The following is a 19,786-nucleotide window of genomic DNA, read 5'->3' as shown; positions in this document are numbered from 1 at the left end:
GCTTCGGAGAACCTCTCGCGCCGCAGCGGTGTTGACGACGTGTCGACCCACTGCCCCAGGAGGAGAACATGCGCAGACTCGCCGCCCTCGCCGCCGCCCTCGCCGCGGCCCTGCTCGTCCTCACCGCCCCACCGGCCTCCGCCGGCGGACCGACCTCGGTCCTCGTCGTCAACTACGAAGGGGCACGCGCCGCGGGCGCCCTCACGGGCAGCACCGCGTACGCCGACCTCGAGAAGGCCCTCGACCCCTACACGCCGCCGACAGGTGAGCGGACCTCGCCGGCCTCGTTCATGGCCACCCAGGTCCGCCTCACGTGGATGATCCATGACGTCACCCCGTGGCGTGTCGACGCCGTCATCATCGACGGCGACGACGTGTGGGTCGAGACGGCCATGGACTCGGGGACCGGCGATGGTCTGTTCAACGTGCCCTCGGTGCGCCACCGCCCGCGTGACCCTGCCCTTCTCATGTCCACGCTCGGGGCGCTCGGGGTGCTCGGTGAGAAGCCGGCCGGCTCTGCTCGACCCGAGGCATCCGCTCCCGCGACGGCGCCCGACGCTGCAGCAGCCGACACCGCCTCTGCTGCGCGGACCACCGGCGACGCGACCGGCGCACCCACCGCGACCGGTTCACCCGTCACGGCCGCCGTCCCCTGGTGGGGCACGACTGCCGCGGCCGTGCTGGCCCTCGGCCTCGGCCTCGTCCTGGGTCGACGGGTCCGACCGCGAGGTGCTCCGGGTGCTCTTGGCCCACTCGCGGGCGACAGCACCGACCACGCCAGCAAGCACGCCGGCGGCGGCGCCGAACGCCCCACCAACGGCCGCGCCAACCACGCCGCACACCACACCGACACCGAACGCGTGGCTCCGGTGGGCTTCACGGCCGACCCCGACCGTATCCGTGGCTGACCCGACCCGACCCGACCCGACCCGACCCGACCCGACCGGAACCCTCCGTCGAGTGGGCACTTTCACCCGCCTCCCGGGCGGGTGAAAGTGCCCACTCGACGCAAAGAGGAGGCGGCTGGGGTGGTACACCCCGCTGGCGCGTCGGACGCCGCGGAACGCATACCCAAGCCCTGTTCAGACCTTCACGTTCCAGTCGAGGGTGATGGTCAGAACGTCGCGACGATGTCCAGCGCGAGCTGGAGGTCGTCGGGGTAGGGGCTCTCGAAGTGGACGTACTCCCCCGTGCCCGGGTGCTCGAACCCGAGACCTACGGCGTGCAGCCACTGCCGGTCGAGCCTGAGGCGCGCGGCCAGCTTCGGGTCGGCGCCGTAGGTCGGGTCGCCGCAGCAGGGGTGGTGCAACGCCGCGAAGTGCACGCGGATCTGGTGGGTGCGGCCGGTCTCGAGGTGGATGTCGAGCAGGCTCGCGTGCCGGAACGCCTCGATGACCTCGTAGTGCGTCACCGACGGCTTGCCGCTCTTCATCACCGCGAACTTGTAGTCGTGGCCCGGGTGTCGGCCGATGGGTGCCTCGATGGTGCCGACGACAGGGTCGGGCAGGCCCTGGACGAGCGCGTGGTAGGTCTTGTCGACCGTGCGGCTCCGGAAGGCGTGCTTGAGGCGGGAGTACGCGTACTCGCTCTTGGCCACGACCATGAGACCCGACGTACCCACGTCGAGGCGGCTGACGACGCCCTGGCGCTCGGGGGCACCGGACGTCGAGATGCGGTAGCCGGCGGCGGCGAGGCCGCCGACGACGTCGGGCCCCGACCAGCCGACGCTCGGGTGGGCTGCGACGCCGACCGGCTTGTCCACCACCACGATGTCGTCGTCGTCGTGGATGATCGTCATTCCGGGCACGGGCTGGGCGATGACGGCGAGGCTGGGGCTGTCCTCCGCGCGCGGCAGCGACACCTCGAGCATCGAACCGGCCGAGAGCCGTTCGGACTTGGCGACGGCCTTGCCGTCGAGGACCACGTGGCCGTCGGCGGCGAGGTCTGCAGCCTTGGTGCGCGACACACCGAACAGGCGCGCCACACCCGCGTCGACTCGCTCACCCTCGAGGCCGTCAGGAACCAGGACGGTGCGCACGTCAGGCATCATCGCCCCCGGCCTCACGTCGGGAGTCCGGTTGGTGGGCACCCTCGCCGGCGGCTCCGGCCGGCGCCGCTGCCGCGCGGTGCTCGCGGCGGCCGTCCACACCGATGCCGAGCATCGCCAGCACGACGATGAGACCGGCCGCGGACACGATCCAGATGTCGGCGACGTTGCCGATGAACCAGCGGTTGTAGTCGATGAAGTCGACGACGTGGCCCTGGCCGCCGCCGGGCGGCCGGACGAAGCGGTCGGTGATGTTGCCGACCGCGCTCCCGAGCAGCAGGCCGAGCGCGACGGCCCACGCCCGCGACCCGAGCTGCCGGGCCACGACGATGATCGCGACGAGCACCGCGAGCGCGATGCCGGTCATGACCCACGTGTTGCTCGCACCGAGCGAGAGGGCCGCACCGGGGTTGCCGATGAGCTTGAAACGGATGACCTCGCCGACGAAGGGGCGTGGCTCTCCGTCCGCGAGGACGTCGAGGGCGACCAGCTTGGACAGCTGGTCACTGAGGTAGGCGAGGACCGCGACGACTCCGAGCACGACGAACAGCCGCTTGCGCCGGGCTGGCGTCGGGCGGCTGTTGTCTGCGGTTGTCGAGCTCACGGTCTCCGGGGTGGACACGCCGTCGACGCCCGCTCGGGGCGTCGACGTGGCGTGGCTGGGCGTCAGTGGCGGTCTTGCTTCTCCTGGCATGTCATGCACAGGGTCGCACGAGGACGGGCCTGAAGTCGAAGCTTGCCGATCGGGTTGCCGCAGTTCTCGCAGATGCCGTAGGTTCCCGCGTCGAGCTGCTCGAGGGCGTGCTCGGCCTGGCGCAGGCTCGCGCGAGCATTGGCCGCCACCGAGATCTCGTGCTCGCGCTCGGCCGTCTTGGCACCCGCATCGGCCTGGTCGTCACCCGAGCCGTCGCCCGACGCGCGCAGCAGGTCGTCGAGCTCGTCCTCGGCGAGCTTGAGCTCGACACGGTGCTGCTCGATCTCCTCGAGCAGGACCTCACGGACCTCGCCGATCTCCTCCTCGCTCCAAGGGCTCTCGTCGTCCTTGACCTTGAGGCGCCCGGCGATGGTGCCGGCACTGGTCTTTGTCGCGGTCGCCCTCCGGCTCCCGCTGGCCGCAGCAGTCTTCGTGGCGGCCTTCTTCGCGCTCGCGCGCGCTCCTGCGGTGGAACTCGTCGTCACTGCTGCCTTCTTGGTTCGTGGGGAGACCGTGGTGGTCTTCTTGCTGGTTGTCTTCTTGCTGGTGGTCGTCGGGCTGGCGGTCTTCTTCGCCGAGCTCTTCGCCGGTGCCTTCTTGGCCGGTGCCTTCTTGGCCGGTGCCTTCTTGGCCGGTGCCTTCTTGGCCGGCGTCGCCTGCTTCACGGCCGTCGTCTTCTTCGCGGCCTTCTTGACGGCCGTCGTCTTCTTCGCGGCCTTCTTCACGGCCGTCGCCCTCTTCACGGCCGACGTCTTCTTCGCGGCCTTCTTCACGGCCGACGCCTTCTTGGCGGCGGCTGTCCTCGTCGTCTTCTTCGCGGTCTGCGTGGTCGCCGTGGTCGGCTTCGTGACGGGCGCCTGCTTCGATGTCGACGGTGCGGCCTTCTTCGCCGCGGTGCTCTTCACCGCGGTGCTCTTCACCGCGGCCTTCTCTCCAGCCGCCTTCGTCGCAGTGGCTTTCATACCCGATCTCGACGTCGCCGCCTTCGCGACCGACTTCGCTGCGGGTTTGGCGGCCGCTGTGGAGGTGCTCCGCTTCGACGTCGCCTTCGCCGGCGCAGCCTTCTTCGCCGCGGTCGTCCTGCTCGCGGTGGACCGCCTGGCCGCGGTGCTCGCCGCTGCCGTCGTCTTCTTCGCCGCCATCAGATCCTCCGTCGCTCATGCCGTCGACGCTGACAAGTGGGGCTGACAATAAGCCCCGTACGGGTCGTTCACAAACAGGAAACGCACACGCGGGCGAACTGTTCGCCCCTCGATACGACGAAGGCCGCCCGGGAGGGTCTCCCGGACGGCCTGCGTGCGTCTGTTCGAGGTGGGTCTCAGCCCTGGTTGCCGTCTCCGGCGCCGGCGTGGGCCGGCTCCTGGACGCTCGAGTCGAGGTCGTGCAGCTGACCCTCGATGTAGGACTTGAGGTTGGTGCGGTAGTTCTTCTCGAAGCCGCGCAGCTCCGCGATCTTGCGGTCGAGCAGGCCCTTCTGCTTGTCGAGCTCCTCGAGGAGCGCCGCCTTCTTCTGCTGCGCCTCGGCCACCATGCCCGTGGCGCGCTCGCGAGCCTCGGTCAGCAGCTCGTCCCGCTTGGCGGTGGCCTCGGCGATCATCTGGTCGCGCTGGCCGGTGGCCTCGGCGATCATCTGGTCGCGCTGTGCGGCCGCGGCCGTCGAGATCTGCTCAGCCTGCTGGGTCGCCTCGTCGTGACGGGCCTGGCCGGTGTTGACGAGCTCGTCGTGACGGGCCTGAGCCGCGGCGATCAGATCGCGGTGGCGGTTCTCGGCCTCGGAGATCAGCTCGTTGCGGCGGGTCTCGCCGGCCGCGACGTGCTCGTCGTGGAGTCGCTGCGCGAGGGCGATGACGCCGGCGGCGTCGAGGTTGCCGGAAGCCGCGGCGGCCGAGGCCGGCGCGGCTGCGGCCGGGGCGGCCTTGGCGGCCCTCGTGGCCTCCTCGTGCTGGCGGGCGGCGTTGGCCGCCTCTTCGCGCTGGCGGGCCGCGTTGGCGGCCTCCTCGCGATGGCGGGCCGCGGCCGCGGCCATGGCCTCCGCGTCGGCCTGCGCCTTCGCAGCGCGCTCCTCGGCGGCGCGGGCGTTCTCCTGCGCCTTGGTGAGCTTGGCCTCGGCGTCGGCGACCTGCGAGTTGAGGCCGTTGAGCTTGGTCTGGGCGTCGTTGAGGGCCTGCGAGTCGACGGCGGACTTGGCGGCCGCCTCGGCGCGGTCGGCCTCGGCCTTGGCCCGCTCGATCCGCTCCTTGGCGGCACGCTCGGCGTTGTCGGCGTCGGCCTTGGCCTTGGCGGCGCGGTCGGTTGCCGCCTTGAAGGCCCGCTCCGCGTCCTGGATCTTCGCGGTGAGCCCCCCGAGCTTGGCGTCGTCGCCGGGTCGGCCGACAGCCGGCATGGCCGCTGTCGGGCCGTCGGCACGGACGGCCGACTGGTTCTTGCTCGCGCGGCAGTCGTTGAGCTGCTTCAGGTAGTCGTCACGCTGCTCGATGAGCGAACGCATCTCCGCCACGATCTCGTCCAGGAAGTCGTCAACGTCCCGCTCCTCGTAGCCACGACGAAACTGCGTGGTCTGGAAGTGCTTGTTGAGCACCTGTTCAGGCGTAAGCGCCATGTGTCACCTCGATACAGACGTAATGGTTCGGGTCAACGGTATCTAACGTTCCGGTCACGAACCAAAGCCATGCTCACCGATCCGTGTGAGGACAGCCACGCAGCTGCATGCGCGTCGCTGTCGCGGATCGGTCAGAAGAAGCTCGGCACGTTGAGAGCGAGAGAGGTCAGCAGCATCAGGACGAGGAAGCTGAGGTCGAGTCGTACGCCTCCGAGGCTAGGTGACGGGATCACCTTGCGCAGGGCACGCAGCGGCGGGTCGGTCACGGTGTAGACAGCTTCGGCCAGGACGAGGACGACCCCGCTCGGTCGCCAGGACCGAGCCAGCACCTGCACCCAGTCGATGACGAAGCGACCGATGAGGGCGATGAAGAAGGTGAAGACCACCACCCCGTAGATCGTCCAGAACGCATCCATGTCCGTCAGTGTCGCTGATGTCGGCGTGTGGGTGTGAACCGGGGTGCGAAAAGTGTCGCCGACCGGTCAGCTCTGGTTGAAGAACCCGCGGGTGGAGGCGGCCGGAGCCTCGGGCTCGTCGGCGGAGATCTCCACGTGCGCCGGGGACAGGAGGAAGACCTTGGAGGTCACCCGCTCGATCGTGCCGTGCAGGCCGAAGACGAGGCCGGCGGCGAAGTCGACGAGGCGCTTGGCATCGGCGTCGTCCATGTCGCTGAGGTTCATGATGACCGGCACCTGGTCGCGGAACCACTCGCCGATGTTCTTGGCCTCGTTGTAGGTGCGCGGGTGGATCGTCGTGATCCGGTTGAGCGAGCCGACCTCGACATCGCGGACGACGGCGGCGACGGGACGTCTGGTGGGCAGCTGGGTCACGGCAGCGGTGTGCTCGGGCTCGTCGTCGTAGCGGTCGGACTCGTCGTAGGCGTCGTAGTCGTCGTAACGGTCATGACGCTGGTCCTCCTCACTGAGTCCGAGGTACACCATCGTCTTGCGCAGTGCCCCTGCCATGGCCAACTCCCAAACGCTCGATTGCGGTCGCTCACGACGTTACAGAAGTGACGGGCGTGATCCGAGGATTGCGCTACCGACACGCAGGTGTGTCGCTCCGTGCCGCAGCCCGGCCTCGAGGTCCCCGCTCATGCCCGCCGAGATCCACTCCGCTGCCGGGTGCCGCCCGCGTATGCCGTCCGCGACCTCGCGCAGCCGCGCGAAGCACTCGTCGGGGTCGGCCCCGAGCGGCGCGACCGCCATGACGCCCTTGAGCGACAGCAGTCCCTGTGCGGCGACCGCGTCGGCGAGGTCGTCCACGTCCTCGGGCAGCACGCCACCGCGCGCCGTGTCTCCGTCGAGGCTCACCTGGAGCATCACCTGCACGGCCCGGTCGGCGACGTGGGCACCCTTGGCGAGACCGGTGACGAGCTTGGTGCGGTCGACGGACTGGACCACGTCGGCGTAGCCGGCGACGTGCCCGGCCTTGTTGCTCTGCAGCCGTCCGATGAAGTGGAGCGTCGGGGGCTGCTCCCCCGCCCCGGAGAGGAGGCGGCGGACCTCCTGGAACTTCTCGGCCGCCTCCTGGTCGCGGTTCTCGCCGAAGTGACGCACGCCGAGGCGGTGCAGCAGCAGGACGTCGGACACGGGGAAGTACTTCGTCACCACGACGAGCGTGACGTCGTCGGGGTCGCGCCCGGCCTCGGCGCAGCCCCGCGAGATGCGTTCGTGCACGGCGGCGAGGTTGTCGCGGAGCTGCTCGTGACGCTCCCGGTCTTCGCAGTGGTGCCGCTCGTCGCGCTGCAGGCGGTCGTGGGTCATGCGGGTGCCGACCGTCGGGTGATGACCCCGGCGAACCGGCCGGTGCGGCCGTCGCGCCGGTAGGAGTAGAGGTCGCCACTCTCGCGGGTGCAGCCCGGCACCCAGTGGACACCGACGCCCGCGGTCGCGAGCTGCTCGACGACGCCCGCCGAGACGTCGATCGCGTGGGTGCCGGTCCACGACCGCGCAGCCGATGCGCGAGCGGCCTCGGCGGCCGCGAGCGCCATGTGCTCGGGCACCTCGTAGCAGCGACCGCACACCGAGGGACCGACGACCGCGGAGATGGCGGAGGCGCCGAGGTCGCGCATGGCTGCAACCGCGCGACCGACCACTCCGGCCACCAGGCCAGGACGGCCCGCGTGGATCGCGCCGAGGACGCCGGCGCGGGCATCGTGCAGCAGCACGGGGACGCAGTCGGCCACGAGCACGGCCAACGCGAGTCCGGGTGCGCGCGTGACCACTCCGTCGACCGGGGGCGGTTCACCCGTCCAGGGTCCGTCCACCTCGGCGACCTCGGCGCCGTGCACCTGGTTCATGAAGACGAGCCGCTCGCGCGGCAGGTTGACCTCCGCCGCCAGGGCCTCGCGGTTGGACGCGACGTCCGCCGGGTCGTCGCCGACATGACCTCCGAGGTTGAGGCCGGCATACGGCCCGCGCCCCCGGCCCGCGGAGCGACCGGTGAAGCCGAGCTCGACGGGTCCGGCATCGACGTCGGTCGCGATGGTGGAGCGCCAGTAGAACACGGTCACAACCTATCGCCGGGTGCGAACGTCACGACCGACGGGCGGGAGGCGCAGGGTGCGCCTCCCGCCCGTCGCGGAGGTCCGTGGCCGAACCCGTCGGCTACTTGAGGAAGTCCGGCACGTCGAGGTCGTCGCCCTCGTCGAACGTGACCTGCCGCGGCGGCTGCTGGACCGGCTGGCCCGCGGGCGTCGGCGTGTGGTGCTGCGACTGGTGGACGGGCTGCGCCGGCTGCTGGGTGGGCAGCTGCTGGGACGCCGGGGCGGAGTGGGCCTGCGGCGCGGGCACCGAGTGCTGTTGCTGGGCCTGCGGTGCGGGCGACTGCTGGGCCGGCTGCTGCGCGACCCCGTTGGAGTGCTGCGGCTGGGGCTGCTGCGTGGCGGCGGCGGGCCGCTGCTGCGCCTGCTGCGAACGTCCGACGACCTGGCCGAGCGCACGGTCGTCGTGGCGCTGGCTGGGGCCGCCGCCGTCGAAGCCAGCCGCGATGACCGTGACCCGGACCTCGTCGCCGAGGGCGTCGTCGATCACCGCGCCGAAGATGATGTTGGCCTCGGGGTGCGCCGCCTCCTGGACGAGGCGTGCAGCCTCGTTGATCTCGAAGAGACCGAGGTCGCTGCCACCCTGGATCGACAGCAGCACGCCGTGGGCGCCGTCGATGGACGCCTCGAGCAGCGGGCTGCTGATGGCGAGCTCGGCGGCCTGGACCGCACGGTCCTCACCGCGGGCGGAACCGATGCCCATGAGCGCCGACCCGGCGCCCTGCATGACGGACTTGACGTCGGCGAAGTCGAGGTTGATCAGGCCCGGAGTCGTGATGAGGTCGGTGATGCCCTGGACACCCGAGAGGAGCACCTGGTCGGCCGAGCGGAACGCGTCCATCATCGAGACGTTGCGGTCGCTGATCGACAGGAGCCGGTCGTTGGGGATGACGATCAGGGTGTCGACCTCCTCGCGGAGGCTGCCGATGCCCGACTCGGCCTGGTTGGCGCGGCGCCGGCCCTCGAAGGTGAACGGGCGCGTCACGACGCCGATGGTCAGGGCGCCGAGCTGGCGCGCGATGCGGGCCACGACGGGAGCCCCGCCCGTGCCGGTGCCGCCGCCCTCGCCCGCCGTCACGAAGACCATGTCGGCCCCCTTCAGGACCTCCTCGATCTCCTCGGCGTGGTCCTCGGCGGCCTTCTTGCCGACCTCGGGGTCGGCGCCCGCGCCGAGGCCCCGCGTGAGCTCGCGGCCCACGTCGAGCTTGACGTCGGCGTCGCTCATGAGCAACGCCTGGGCGTCGGTGTTGATGGCGATGAACTCGACGCCCTTGAGGCCGACCTCGATCATGCGATTGATGGCATTGACGCCGCCGCCGCCGATGCCGACGACCTTGATGACGGCCAAGTAGTTCTGCGGTGCTGCTGCCACGAGAGTGGGCCTTCCTGACTGGTGGTGCCGGTGCTGCGATGGTCTGGGGGACGAGCGGTGCGTGGTTTTCGTCGGTGTGGCGCGGCTCGCTCCGAGCCTGTAAGCCCTCAAACCTTAAACGTAGACATAAAGGTTACAGTTTGGTCACGAACCAGTGCCCCGACGGTATGACGACGGGCAGGGTCGATCAACCCACGTCGCGGCGTGTCGCCGCGGGGATTGCCCCTTTTCCCGGAGTCAGGCACCACGGGCCACACCAGCACCACCGGACACTCCCGCGGGAGCGCCGCGGACCACTGTGCCATGCCACGGCCGAGGGGCTCTCAGCGGGTGACGGGAGATGCCGGGACGCTGACGTCGATCGTCGAACCCGGTTCTCGCAGAAGGATCTTCACGAGCTGGGCCTTGCGTTCACCATCACCGGCACCGCCCCAGACGACCGTCTTGGAGCGCTCCCCCTTGGCCGTGACGGTGAACGACACCTGGTCGGCCGCCGAGACGGAGACGCCAGAGACGTCGGCACGCAGCGCGGGGTCGAGCGAGCGCAGCGCCTGCACGGCTGCCGTGACGCCGGCCTTCGTCACCTGGGCCGCGCCGGAGCTCACGAGCGGGACGCCGTCGGGCGCGGCGTCGACGGTGCGGAAGGCGAAGCCGTCACGGTCCACGACGTCCACCTGACCCTGAGGGTTGCGGACCGCGAGGACGGCCACACGCGGCGTCACCTCGATGACGACGGTGTCGGGCAGGCTGCGGCTCACGGACACGGCGCTCCAGGCACGCCCGTCGACGATGCGCTGCGTGACCTCGTCGGTGTCGACGCGCATGAGCGGCCCGCCGAGCGGGACCTTCGCGATCGAGCGGACCTGCGCAGCCGAAGCCCCCTTGACGCCGACGACCTCGACCTTGCTCGCGGTCAGGACGCTGCTGAACCAACCGAGCCAGGCCAGGAACCCCGCGACGAGCAGGACCGCGACGAGGATCGCCGCGACGAGCCGTGGCCGCCGCCGCGCGGCGGCCGCCCGACGTTCGAAGCGGGTGCGCGAGGAGGCGAGCCCCGTGCCCGCGACCCGTCGGCGCACCGTGCCCCGGTCGGGCGTCATGGCGCCGCACCCCGGAGGATCCGCAGCACCTCCGGGCCGACCATCGTCACGTCACCGGCGCCGACGGTGAGCACGAGGTCACCGGGACCGACGAGGCCGGCCACATACCCGGCCACCTCCGACCATGACGCGACGTAGTGCACCTCGACCTCCGGCCGGGCGGCCGTCACGGCGTCGGCGACGAGCCGTCCGGACACCCCGGGGACGGGGTCCTCGCGGGCCGCGTAGACATCCATGACGACCACGACGTCGGCCGGCGACAGCCCCGCTCCGAGCTGCGTCGCGAAGTCCCTCGTGCGGCTGTAGAGGTGGGGCTGGAAGACGACGACGAGGCGTCCGGTGTCACCGACGAGGTCCTTCGCGGTCTCGACCACGGCCGTGACCTTGCCGGCGTTGTGGGCGTAGTCGTCGACGACGACGACGCCGCCGGCCTCGCCCTTGGGCTCGAAGCGGCGACGCGTGCCCGTGAAGGACGCGAGCCCCGCGAGCACCCGCTCCGGAGCCTGGCCGAGGCCGTGGACGGCCGCAGCGTACGCGGCTGCCGCGTTGAGCGCGTTGTGCCGTCCCGGCACGCCGAGCGTCATCCTGCGCTCCACGCCGCCGTCGGAGACCGTCACGGACGACGTCACGCCGTCCTGGTGGTGCCCGCTCAGGACGACGTCCGCGCCCGGGTCGAAGCCGTAGGTGACGACTCGAGTCCCTCGCGCACGGGCGCGCTCGGCGAGGTCCACCGCGCCGGCGTCGTCCGCGCACGTGACGAGCAGGCCGCCCGGTCGGATCGTGCCCACGAAGGCGTCGTAGGCCGCCTGCACAACAGTGAAGTTCGAGTAGAAGTCGAGGTGGTCGGGCTGCACGTTCGTCACGATCGCGACCTCGGGCCGGTACACGACGAAGGAGCCGTCGCTCTCGTCGGCCTCGACGACGAAGACGTCGTCAGAACCGTCGTGGGCGTTGGTGCCGTGCTTGGCGAGCTCTCCCCCGACCGCGAACGACGGGTCGAGCCCGCAGCCCTGCAGGGCCACGGTGAGCATCGACGTCGTCGTGGTCTTGCCGTTGGCGCCCGCGACGGCCACGGGACGTCGACCCTGCATCAGCGCCGCGAGTCCCTGCGCCCGGTGCAGCACCGGCACGCCCCGCTCACGCGCGGCGACGAGCTCGACGTTGTCATCGCGGATCGAGGAGCTCATGACGATGGCGTCGGCGCGCTCCTGGTGACCCTCGTGGAAGCCCACCCAGACGCCCGCGCCCTCGCTCTCGAGCGCCTTGAGGACGGGGACGTCCTTGGCGTCGCTGCCGGTGACGCGGATACCGCGCGCGAGCATGATGCGCGCGACGCCGGACATCCCCGCACCGCCGATCGCGAGGAAGTGGACGCGTCCCAGGTCGTCGGTGCTCGGCACGGGAGCGCGGAAGTCGAACCTCGCGGCGGCGAACGGGTCGTCGACGGAGGGGGTGCGCGGGGTCTGGGTCACGGGTTCTTCCTGGTCTCTGCTGCCCGGTCGACGAGGTCGGCGAGCTTCTCGTCGGCGGCCGGTTCACCGAGCGACCTCGCGGCGGCTGCCATCCGGGACACCCGCTCACCGTCGGTGGCGAGGGCGAGCAGCTCGGCGTCGATCCACTCGGGTGTGAAGGCGGCGTCGTCGACGAGCAGTCCGCCACCCGCCGCGACGACATCGGCCGCGTTGAGGCGCTGCTCCCCGTTGCCGACGGGCAGCGGTACGTAGACGGCCGGAAGCCCCACCGCCGTGAGCTCGCACACCGTGTTGGCACCCGAGCGCGCCACGACGAGGTCGGCGGCGGCATACGCGAGCTCCATGCGGTCGGCGTACGGGACGACGACGTACGGCGCCCCGGCCTCGGGCACCTCGGCGACGAAGTCCTTGCCGAGGCCGGTTACGTGGAGCACCTGGATGCCCCCGCGGCTGAGCTGGGCGACTCGCGCGCGAAAGGCGTCGTTGAGCCGCTGCGCACCGAGGGAGCCACCCGTGACGAGCACGGTCGGCCACTCGGGCGCCAGCCCGAAGTGTTCGAGCGCCTCGCCCCGAAGGGCCGACCTGTCGAGCGTCGCGACCTCGCGGCGGAGCGGCATACCGACGCGCTGTGCGTGCGGCAGCGACGTGCTGGAGAAGGTCGTGGCGACGGCGGCGGCCCAGTGGGCACCGACGCGGTTGGCGATCCCGGCGCGGGCGTTCTGCTCGTGGACGACGATCGGGACGCGGCGACGGCGTGCCGCCACGTAGGCGGGCGTGCTCACGTAGCCGCCGAAGCCGACGACGACCTCCGCGCCCGTGTCGTCGATGGCGGCACCCGCCGCGTCGACGGCGGCCTTGAGCCGGCCCGGAAGGCGCAGCAGCTCAAGGCTCGGGCGCCGGGGCAGCGGCACCTTCGGCACGACGCGCAGCTCGTAGCCGCGCGCTGGCACCAGGCGGGCCTCGAGGCCCTCCTGCGTGCCCAGCGCGGTCACCCTCAGGTCGGGGTGGCGGCGCCGGAGCGCGTCGGCGAGGGCGAGCAGCGGCGACACGTGGCCGGCACTGCCGCCCCCGGCGAGCAGGACGGAGGTGGGCGAGGACAGGGGGATCACCGACTTCTGCGACGTTGCGGGACGGACCGGACGCGGGAGGGAAGCACCGCGAGGGACCGACGGATCATGCTCGGGCGGGCATCGAGAAGGGCCTTGCAGCCGGGCTCGTTGCGCGCGAAGGACAGCAGTATGCCGAGGGCGAGCAGGGTCGTCACGAGTGACGACCCACCCGCGGACACCAGTGGGAGCGGAACGCCGATGACGGGGAAGAGCCCGATGACGGCACCGATGTTGATGACGGCCTGGCCGAGCAGCCAGGCCATGATGCCGAAGCCGGCGATGCGCACGAAGCGGTCCTGGGTGCGGCTGACGAGCCGGAAGCAGGCCCACGCCAGGATGCTGAAGAGCAACAGGATCATGAGCGTGCCGGGCAGGCCGAGCTCCTCGCCGATGATCGCGAAGATGAAGTCGTTGTGGGCCTCCGAGAGCCACTCCCACTTCTCCTTCGACGCGCCGAGCCCGACCCCCCACCATCCGCCGTCGGCGAGCGCGTACATGCCGTGCACCGACTGGCCGCACCAGCCGTCGGGGTCGGCCTGGCAGGACGGGTCGAGCCAGTTGGCGATGCGGCTCGTGCGGTTGCTGCTGCCCGTCACCATGAGCCCGACGCCCGCGGCCGCGAGCGCGCCGCCCAGGGCGAAGACTCTCTTCGGGGCGCCGGCGACGAGCAGGACGGCCGCGACGATGACGAGCACGACGATGGCCGTGCCGAGGTCGTGGCCCGCGAGGATGAGGCCGATGACGACGGTCGCGATCGGCACGAGGTAGGGCAGCACCACGTGGAGGAGGCTCGCGATGCGCGACGACTTGTTGGCGAAGACGACGGCGCCGACGAGGACGAGCCCGACCTTCGCGAACTCCGCCGGCTGGAACTGCAGGGGCCCGAGCGCGAGCCAGTTGCGGTTGCCGTTGACGGTCTTGCCGAACGGGATGACGGCGGCGAGCAGCACGACGGACACGAGCATCGTCGGGAAGGCGAGCCGCTTCCACCACCGCACGTCGAGGCGGCTGGCCACACCGGCCCCGACGGCGCCGACGACCGCGAAGAGCAGCTGTCGCACGAACACGGAGTAGGACGCCTCGTCGGCGAGCAGCGCCTCGACGCTCGAGGCGGAGAACACCATGATCAGGCCGAAGACCACGAGCGTCGACGTGGCGCCGAGGATGAGGTAGTAGGTCGTCAGCGGCGACTCGAGCTTGCCGATGACGGGCAGCGACCGCGGCCCGCTCGTCGCAGCCGACCCCCCGCCCTTCTCGTCGGCGGTGGTCGCGCTCACTGCAGCCCCCCGTGTGCCTCCAGGTGCCGCCGGACCGCCTCCTCGAAGGCGTCTCCGCGGGCTCCGTAGTTCGTGAACATGTCCATGGACGCGGCGGCGGGCGCGAGCAGCACGACGTCACCCGGCTGGGCGAGGCGTGCGGCCTCCCTCACGACACGGTCCATGACACCAGTGTCCGTCTCGGACACGTCCACGACGGGGACATCCGGCGCGTGTCGGGAAAGGGCCTGCGCGATCTGGTCGCGGTCGGCGCCCAGCAGGACGACGCCGCGCAGGCGAGAGGCCATCTCCTCGACGAGGCTGTCGACGTCGGCACCCTTGAGCAGTCCACCCGCGACCCAGACGACGGAGTCGAACGAGCGGATCGCCGCCGCGGCCGCGTGCGGGTTGGTCGCCTTCGAGTCGTTGACGAACCGGACGCCCTTGACCGTGGCGATCTCGGCGATGCGGTGGCGGTCGGGACGGAAGGCACGCAGCCCGTCGCGGACCGCGAGGGGCCCGACCCCGTAGGCGCGGGCGAGCGCGGCCGCGGCGAGCGCGTTGGCGATGTAGTGCGGCGCCACCGAGGGCGCGTCGCCCTTGAGGTCGGCGATGGTGCACAGCTCCGCCGCCGAGCGCTGCCGCTGCTCGACGAACGCCCGGTCGGCGAGGACGTCCTCGACGATGCCGACCATCGAGGGCGCCGGTATGCCGGTCGTGAACCCGATCGCCCGACACCCCTCGACGACGTTGGCCTCCATCACGAGCTGCTCGGTCTGGATGTCGGCGACGTTGTAGATGCAGGCGAGGTGCGTGTTCTCGTAGATCTTGCCCTTGGCCCGGAGGTACTCGGCGTAGCTGCCGTGCCAGTCGATGTGGTCGGGCGCGACGTTGAGCACGGCCGAGGCCACGGCCGAGATCGAGCGCTGCCAGTGCAGCTGGAAGCTCGAGAGCTCCACGGCCAGCACGTCGTACGGCTCGGGGTGGAGCACCGCCTCCAGGAGCGGCGTGCCGACGTTGCCCGCAGAGGTCGCCCGCAGTCCTGCGTGGCGCAGGATGGAGGCGAGCATGTTGACGGTCGTCGTCTTGCCGTTGGTGCCCGTCACGGTGAGCCACGGCGCGGCGCCCTGCTCGGCGCGCATGCGCCAGGCGAGCTCGACCTCGCCCCATACGGGGATGCCGGCCGTGGCCGCCGCGAGCATGAGCGGGTCGTGGGGTGGGACCCCGGGCGAGGTGACGACGAGCTCGGTGCCCTCGGGCGGCGCGACGAGGTGCTCGGGACCGAGCCGCACGTCGACGTCGAGGATGCCGAGGATGGTGGCCCGTTCCGTGATGGCGTCGGTCACGTCGCGCGAGACCGCCGTGACGCGGGCGCCGCGCTCGGCGAGGGCGTCCGCGGCGGCGAAGCCGGACACGCCGAGGCCGACGACGAGGACGTTGATCCCCGACCAGTCGGCGTCGCGGTGGGTCAGCCCCGCACGGGGCTCGTAGGTCGGGTCGAAGCTCACTGGGAACCCACCACCCACTCGGCGTAGAAGACGCCGAGACCGAACGCGACGAAGAGCCCGGCGATGATCCAGAAGCGCACCACCACCGTCACCTCGTTCCAGCCGACCATCTCGAAGTGGTGGTGGAGCGGTGCCATCCGGAGCACCCGTTTACCGGTGGTCTTGAACGAGGCCACCTGGGCGACGACGGAGAGCGTCTCGAGGACGAACATCCCGCCGAGGATGATGAGCAGGAACTCGGTGTGGGTGGTGATCGCGAGGCCGGCGAGCGCGCCCCCTAGCGCCAGCGACCCGGTGTCGCCCATGAAGATCTTCGCGGGTGTCGCGTTCCACCAGAGGAACCCGAAGCAGGCACCCATCCCGGCCGCGGCGACGAGTGCGAGGTCGTGCGAGTCGCGCACCTCGTAGCACTTGATTCCCGGGTTGGTCTGGCAGTTCTGGTTGAAGGTCCAGATGCTGATGAGGACGTACGCCCCGAAGACCATCGTCGACACGCCAGTGGCGAGGCCGTCGAGACCGTCGGTGAGGTTCACCCCGTTGGACGCGCCGGCGATCATGACGTTGGCGAAGATGACGAAGAGGATGACGCCGACGACGGTGCTGCCACCCAGCGCGAGGCTGATGTTCGTGTCGCGGACGAAGGAGACGAGCAGCGAGGCAGGCGTGCGGTACTGCTCGTTGGGGTACTGCAGCGCGAGCCCCGCGAAGATGATGCCCACGAGCGCCTGGCCGATGAGCTTCTGCTTGGAGCGCAGACCGAGGCTGCGCTGCTTGCTGATCTTGATGAAGTCGTCGAGGAACCCGACGAACCCGAGGCCGGCCATGAGGAAGAGGACGAGCAGGCCGCTCGCCGTCGGCGGGTTGAGCGTCAGCAGGTGGGCGAGGGCGTACGCCCCGAGCGTGGCCGCGAGGATGACCGCGCCGCCCATGGTCGGGGTGCCGCGCTTCGTGTGGTGAGAGGTGGGGCCGTCGTCACGGATGAACTGCCCGTACCCCCGCTTGACGAGGAACTTGATGAACAACGGTGTGCCGAAGAGCGAGATCAGCAGCGATATGGAGGCTGCGAGGAGGACACCCTTCACCGCTGAGCCGCCTCTCGGGTCGTGGCAGGGGCCGTGACCGCGGACTCTCGGCCATCGTCGGGCGCGCCCGGCGCGTCGGGCTCGCCGCCCTCGGCTGCGAGCCGGTCGCCGAGCCAGCGCAGTCCGCTGTCCCGGCTGGACTTGAGCAGCACGACGTCGCCCGGGTGCACGCGCTCGGCCAGCAGGTCGTGGGCAGCGTCCGTGTCCGGCACCCACTCGGCCCCCGGGAAGGCGTCGGCGAGAGGACGGGCCCCCTCGCCGACGGCCACGACGTGGTCGAACGTCAGCCGGGCGGCATACGCTCCCACGGCTGCGTGCTCGACGTCGCTGTCGGGGCCGAGCTCTAGCATCCCCCCGAGGACGGCCCACCGCTTCCCCGTCACGCGCATCGCGGCGACGGCGTCGAGGGCGGCCCGCATGGAGTCCGGGTTGGCGTTGTACGCGTCGTTGACGACGAGGACACCGTCGGGCCGGTCGGTCATCTCCATCCGCCACCGGCTCACGGCCTCGGCGGCGCCGAGCCCGGCGACGACCTGGTCGAGCGACAGGCCGAGCTCGAGCGCCGCAGCGGCGACGGCCAGCGAGTTGCCGACGTGGTGGGCACCGCTCTGGCGCAACGAGACCCGCGCCGTGCCCTGCGGGCACACGAGGGTGTATGCCGCCCTGCCGCGCTCATCGAGGACGACGTCCTCCGCGCGGACGTCGGCGTGCGGGGACAGGCCGACGAGCTGGACGCGCGATGCCAGACCGCGAGCCATCGCAGCGACGACGGGGTCGTCGGCGTTGAGGACGGAGAGGCCCTCGGCCGGGACGGCGAGGGGCAGCTCGGACTTGGCGCGTGCGATGTTCTCGCGCGAGCCGAACTCGCCGACGTGGGCGGTGCCGACGTTGAGGACGATCGCGACCTGCGGCGGCGCGATGCGGGTGAGGTAGTCGATGTGGCCGATGCCGCGGGCACCCATCTCGGCGACGAGGAAGCGGGTGGTCGGCGTGACGCGGCAGACCGTCAACGGCACTCCGATCTCCCCGTTGAGCGAGTTGACGGGGGCCACCGTCTCGGCCACCGAGGACAGCACGGCCGCGAGGAGGTCCTTGGCGCTCGTCTTGCCGGACGACCCGGTGATGCCGATGACCCGCAGCTCGGGTGCCCGCTCGACGACGCCGCGTGCAATGCGGCCGAAGGCGGTCTGCACGTCGTCGACGACGACGCACGGCACGCCCTCGACGACCCGAGACGTGAGGGCGGCGACGGCTCCGGCCGCGACGGCCGACGCGACGAAGTCGTGCCCGTCGGCGCTCTCGCCGACACGCGCCACGTAGAGGCTGCCCGGACCGCACTCGCGCGAGTCGGTCGTCACGGTGCCGTCGACGACGACGGCATCGGGGGTGTCGGTGCCGTGCACCTGACCACCGGTCAGGTCACGGATCTCACTGAGGGACAGCGCGATCACGAGCTCACCCCTGAGGAGGTGACGGCTGCGAGGGCGGCGCGTACAGCGTCGCGGTCGTCGAACGGGTGCTTCACTCCGTGGATCTCCTGACCCTTCTCGTGTCCCTTGCCGAGCACCACGACGGTGTCGACGGGGCGGCTCTCCCCCGTGCCGACCACCGCGAGCGCGATGGCCTCGACGATGGCGCTGGAGCGCGTCCCGCCGTCGATGATCTCGAAGGCTCGGCCCGTGCCACCACGGACCTCCTCCTGCGCGCCCGCGATGACGGCCGAGCGGATCTCGGCGGCGTCCTCGGAGCGCGGGTTGTCGTCGGTGACGACGACGACATCGGCCTGCCGTGCCGCGGCGGCGCCCATGGCGGGCCGCTTGCCCCGGTCGCGGTCGCCGCCGGCGCCGAGGACGGCGATGAGCCGGCCCTCGGTGGAGGGGCGCAGTGCGGCGAGAGCGGCGTCGACGGCGTCCGGCGTGTGGGCGAAGTCGACGACGCAGCGCGGGCCGTCCGACCCGCCGGGTGCGACGACCTCCATCCGGCCCGGCACATCCGGTGCGACGGCCATGGCGGCCTCGACGGATGACGGCTCGAGTCCGATGCCGAGCAGGGCCAGCGCCGCCAGGGCGGTGTTGGCGACGTTGAAGTGTCCGGGCAGGTGCGCGACGAGCGACAGGGAGGCACCGGTGGCGGCCTGGTCGAGGGTGAAGGCCCCCGCCCCGCCTTCGACGACGGTCCAGTCGGCGGCCGCGCCGGGCCTCGTGGCCAGGGTCGTCGTCGGGATGCCGGACTCGGCGGCGAGGCGCGCGCCCCACGCGTCGTCGATGCAGACGACGCCCGCTCGGGCGCGCCGCGGCGTGAAGAGTGACGCCTTGGCGCCGAAGTAGTCGTCCATCGACGAGTGGAAGTCGAGGTGGTCCTGGGAGAGGTTCGTGAACAGGGCGACGTCGTAGACGACGCCGTCGACGCGGTGCATCGCGAGGGCGTGGCTCGAGACCTCCATGACGCAGGCGTCCACGCCGCGCTCACGCATGACGGCGAGGATGGCGTGCAGGTCCGTCGCCTCGGGCGTCGTGCGCACCGACTCGATGTGCTCGTCACCGATGCGCGTCTCGACGGTGCCGATGAGGCCCGTGCGCTGGCCGTTGGCGCGCAGCGCCGACTCGACGAGGTATGCCGTCGTCGTCTTGCCGTTGGTGCCCGTCACGCCAACCATCGTCAGCTGCTCCGAGGGCGCGCCGTAGACGTGGGCCGCGACGTCGCCGAGGACGCCGCGCGGGTCGGGCACCACGACGACGGGCACGAGCGTCTCCTGCTCCCTGGCCAGGGCGAGGCCGTCCGCGTCGGTCAGGACGGCGACGGCACCAGCCGCGACGGCATCGGCGAGGAAGCGCGCGCCGTGGACGTTGAAGCCCGGGAGGGCGGCATACAGGTCGCCCGGGACGACGGACCGGCTGTCGAGCGTGACCCCAGTCACGACGACGTCGGCGACGTCGCCGCCCCCGATCCGGGCGGACAGGTCGCGGAGACTCACGCCCGACGTCGCGGGTCGAAGGGGGGAA

The 19,786-nt window shown here is 71.4% G+C and carries 19 protein-coding genes; 2 read left to right on the top strand and 17 right to left on the bottom strand.

The features are described 5' to 3' along the window. Nucleotides 1–68 precede the first annotated feature (68 nt). The gene (locus ACFQU3_RS07285; protein ID WP_385908181.1) at nt 69–908 is read left to right on the top strand and encodes a hypothetical protein; all 840 of its coding nucleotides are present in this window, start codon (nt 69–71) and stop codon (nt 906–908) included. Between the two features lie 206 nt (nt 909–1,114). On the opposite strand, the gene ACFQU3_RS07280 is transcribed toward ACFQU3_RS07285, so the two are convergent. The 3 genes from ACFQU3_RS07280 to ACFQU3_RS07270 all read right to left on the bottom strand — a co-directional run bounded on the left by ACFQU3_RS07280 (nt 1,115) and on the right by ACFQU3_RS07270 (nt 3,466). Beyond that, entirely contained in the window at nt 1,115–2,047 is a 933-nt protein-coding gene (locus ACFQU3_RS07280; RefSeq protein WP_385908288.1) for an RluA family pseudouridine synthase, read from the bottom strand. Continuing rightward, nucleotides 2,040–2,651 (bottom strand): signal peptidase II, encoded by a 612-nt coding sequence (lspA, locus tag ACFQU3_RS07275; protein WP_385908180.1) that lies wholly within the window; start codon nt 2,649–2,651, stop codon nt 2,040–2,042. The genes ACFQU3_RS07280 and lspA overlap by 8 nt, the downstream gene beginning before the upstream one ends. 62 nt (nt 2,652–2,713) lie before the next feature. Next, nucleotides 2,714–3,466, bottom strand: coding sequence for a TraR/DksA family transcriptional regulator (locus ACFQU3_RS07270; RefSeq protein WP_385908178.1), 753 nt, complete (start codon nt 3,464–3,466; stop codon nt 2,714–2,716). Between ACFQU3_RS07270 and ACFQU3_RS07265 the strand changes: the two genes are divergently transcribed. After that, nucleotides 3,432–3,929: a hypothetical protein gene (locus tag ACFQU3_RS07265; RefSeq protein ID WP_385908176.1), complete on the top strand. Its 498-nt coding sequence runs from the start codon at nt 3,432–3,434 to the stop codon at nt 3,927–3,929. The genes ACFQU3_RS07270 and ACFQU3_RS07265 overlap by 35 nt on opposite strands. Nucleotides 3,930–4,059: 130 nt before the next feature. Here the strand turns inward: ACFQU3_RS07265 and ACFQU3_RS07260 are convergent, their stop codons facing one another. From ACFQU3_RS07260 to ACFQU3_RS07195, 14 genes are all read right to left on the bottom strand, one after another. Beyond that, nucleotides 4,060–5,340 carry a DivIVA domain-containing protein gene (locus ACFQU3_RS07260; RefSeq protein ID WP_385908175.1) on the bottom strand — a complete coding sequence of 427 codons (1,281 nt, stop codon included), beginning with the start codon at nt 5,338–5,340 and terminating at the stop codon, nt 4,060–4,062. Nucleotides 5,341–5,471: 131 nt separating this feature from the next. Then, on the bottom strand, nt 5,472–5,756 hold the full coding sequence (locus ACFQU3_RS07255; protein WP_150988137.1) for a YggT family protein: 285 nt from the start codon (nt 5,754–5,756) through the stop codon (nt 5,472–5,474). A gap of 66 nt (nt 5,757–5,822) precedes the next feature. Continuing rightward, the gene (locus tag ACFQU3_RS07250; protein ID WP_188031698.1) at nt 5,823–6,305 is read right to left on the bottom strand and encodes a cell division protein SepF; all 483 of its coding nucleotides are present in this window, start codon (nt 6,303–6,305) and stop codon (nt 5,823–5,825) included. A 39-nt stretch (nt 6,306–6,344) separates the two neighbouring features. Next, nucleotides 6,345–7,106 (bottom strand): YggS family pyridoxal phosphate-dependent enzyme, encoded by a 762-nt coding sequence (locus ACFQU3_RS07245; protein WP_385908172.1) that lies wholly within the window; start codon nt 7,104–7,106, stop codon nt 6,345–6,347. After that, the gene (pgeF, locus tag ACFQU3_RS07240; RefSeq protein WP_385908170.1) at nt 7,103–7,849 is read right to left on the bottom strand and encodes a peptidoglycan editing factor PgeF; all 747 of its coding nucleotides are present in this window, start codon (nt 7,847–7,849) and stop codon (nt 7,103–7,105) included. Before pgeF ends, ACFQU3_RS07245 begins: the two co-directional genes overlap by 4 nt. A gap of 100 nt (nt 7,850–7,949) precedes the next feature. Then, entirely contained in the window at nt 7,950–9,257 is a 1,308-nt protein-coding gene (gene ftsZ / locus ACFQU3_RS07235; RefSeq protein ID WP_385908169.1) for a cell division protein FtsZ, read from the bottom strand. A gap of 323 nt (nt 9,258–9,580) precedes the next feature. Then, nucleotides 9,581–10,357: a cell division protein FtsQ/DivIB gene (locus ACFQU3_RS07230; protein ID WP_385908167.1), complete on the bottom strand. Its 777-nt coding sequence runs from the start codon at nt 10,355–10,357 to the stop codon at nt 9,581–9,583. Next, the gene (gene murC, locus ACFQU3_RS07225; protein WP_385908165.1) at nt 10,354–11,829 is read right to left on the bottom strand and encodes a UDP-N-acetylmuramate--L-alanine ligase; all 1,476 of its coding nucleotides are present in this window, start codon (nt 11,827–11,829) and stop codon (nt 10,354–10,356) included. Before murC ends, ACFQU3_RS07230 begins: the two co-directional genes overlap by 4 nt. After that, complete coding sequence (gene murG / locus ACFQU3_RS07220) at nt 11,826–12,938, bottom strand: undecaprenyldiphospho-muramoylpentapeptide beta-N-acetylglucosaminyltransferase (protein ID WP_385908164.1); 1,113 nt, start codon at nt 12,936–12,938, stop codon at nt 11,826–11,828. The genes murC and murG overlap by 4 nt, the downstream gene beginning before the upstream one ends. Further along, nucleotides 12,935–14,215, bottom strand: a complete 1,281-nt coding sequence (gene ftsW, locus ACFQU3_RS07215) for a putative lipid II flippase FtsW (protein ID WP_385908162.1) — start codon at nt 14,213–14,215, stop codon at nt 12,935–12,937. Before ftsW ends, murG begins: the two co-directional genes overlap by 4 nt. Then, on the bottom strand, nt 14,212–15,702 hold the full coding sequence (gene murD, locus ACFQU3_RS07210; protein ID WP_385908160.1) for a UDP-N-acetylmuramoyl-L-alanine--D-glutamate ligase: 1,491 nt from the start codon (nt 15,700–15,702) through the stop codon (nt 14,212–14,214). Before murD ends, ftsW begins: the two co-directional genes overlap by 4 nt. Continuing rightward, nucleotides 15,699–16,784, bottom strand: a complete 1,086-nt coding sequence (mraY, locus tag ACFQU3_RS07205) for a phospho-N-acetylmuramoyl-pentapeptide-transferase (RefSeq protein WP_385908158.1) — start codon at nt 16,782–16,784, stop codon at nt 15,699–15,701. Before mraY ends, murD begins: the two co-directional genes overlap by 4 nt. Further along, on the bottom strand, nt 16,781–18,235 hold the full coding sequence (gene murF, locus ACFQU3_RS07200) for a UDP-N-acetylmuramoyl-tripeptide--D-alanyl-D-alanine ligase (protein WP_385908156.1): 1,455 nt from the start codon (nt 18,233–18,235) through the stop codon (nt 16,781–16,783). Before murF ends, mraY begins: the two co-directional genes overlap by 4 nt. Further along, nucleotides 18,232–19,758, bottom strand: a complete 1,527-nt coding sequence (locus ACFQU3_RS07195) for a UDP-N-acetylmuramoyl-L-alanyl-D-glutamate--2,6-diaminopimelate ligase (RefSeq protein ID WP_385908155.1) — start codon at nt 19,756–19,758, stop codon at nt 18,232–18,234. The genes murF and ACFQU3_RS07195 overlap by 4 nt, the downstream gene beginning before the upstream one ends. Nucleotides 19,759–19,786 lie beyond the last annotated feature (28 nt).

This window comes from Terrabacter sp. GCM10028922 (assembly GCF_042666095.1).
Lineage (GTDB): Bacteria > Actinomycetota > Actinomycetes > Actinomycetales > Dermatophilaceae > Terrabacter.
This window is presented reverse-complemented; position numbering and strand designations above follow the sequence as displayed.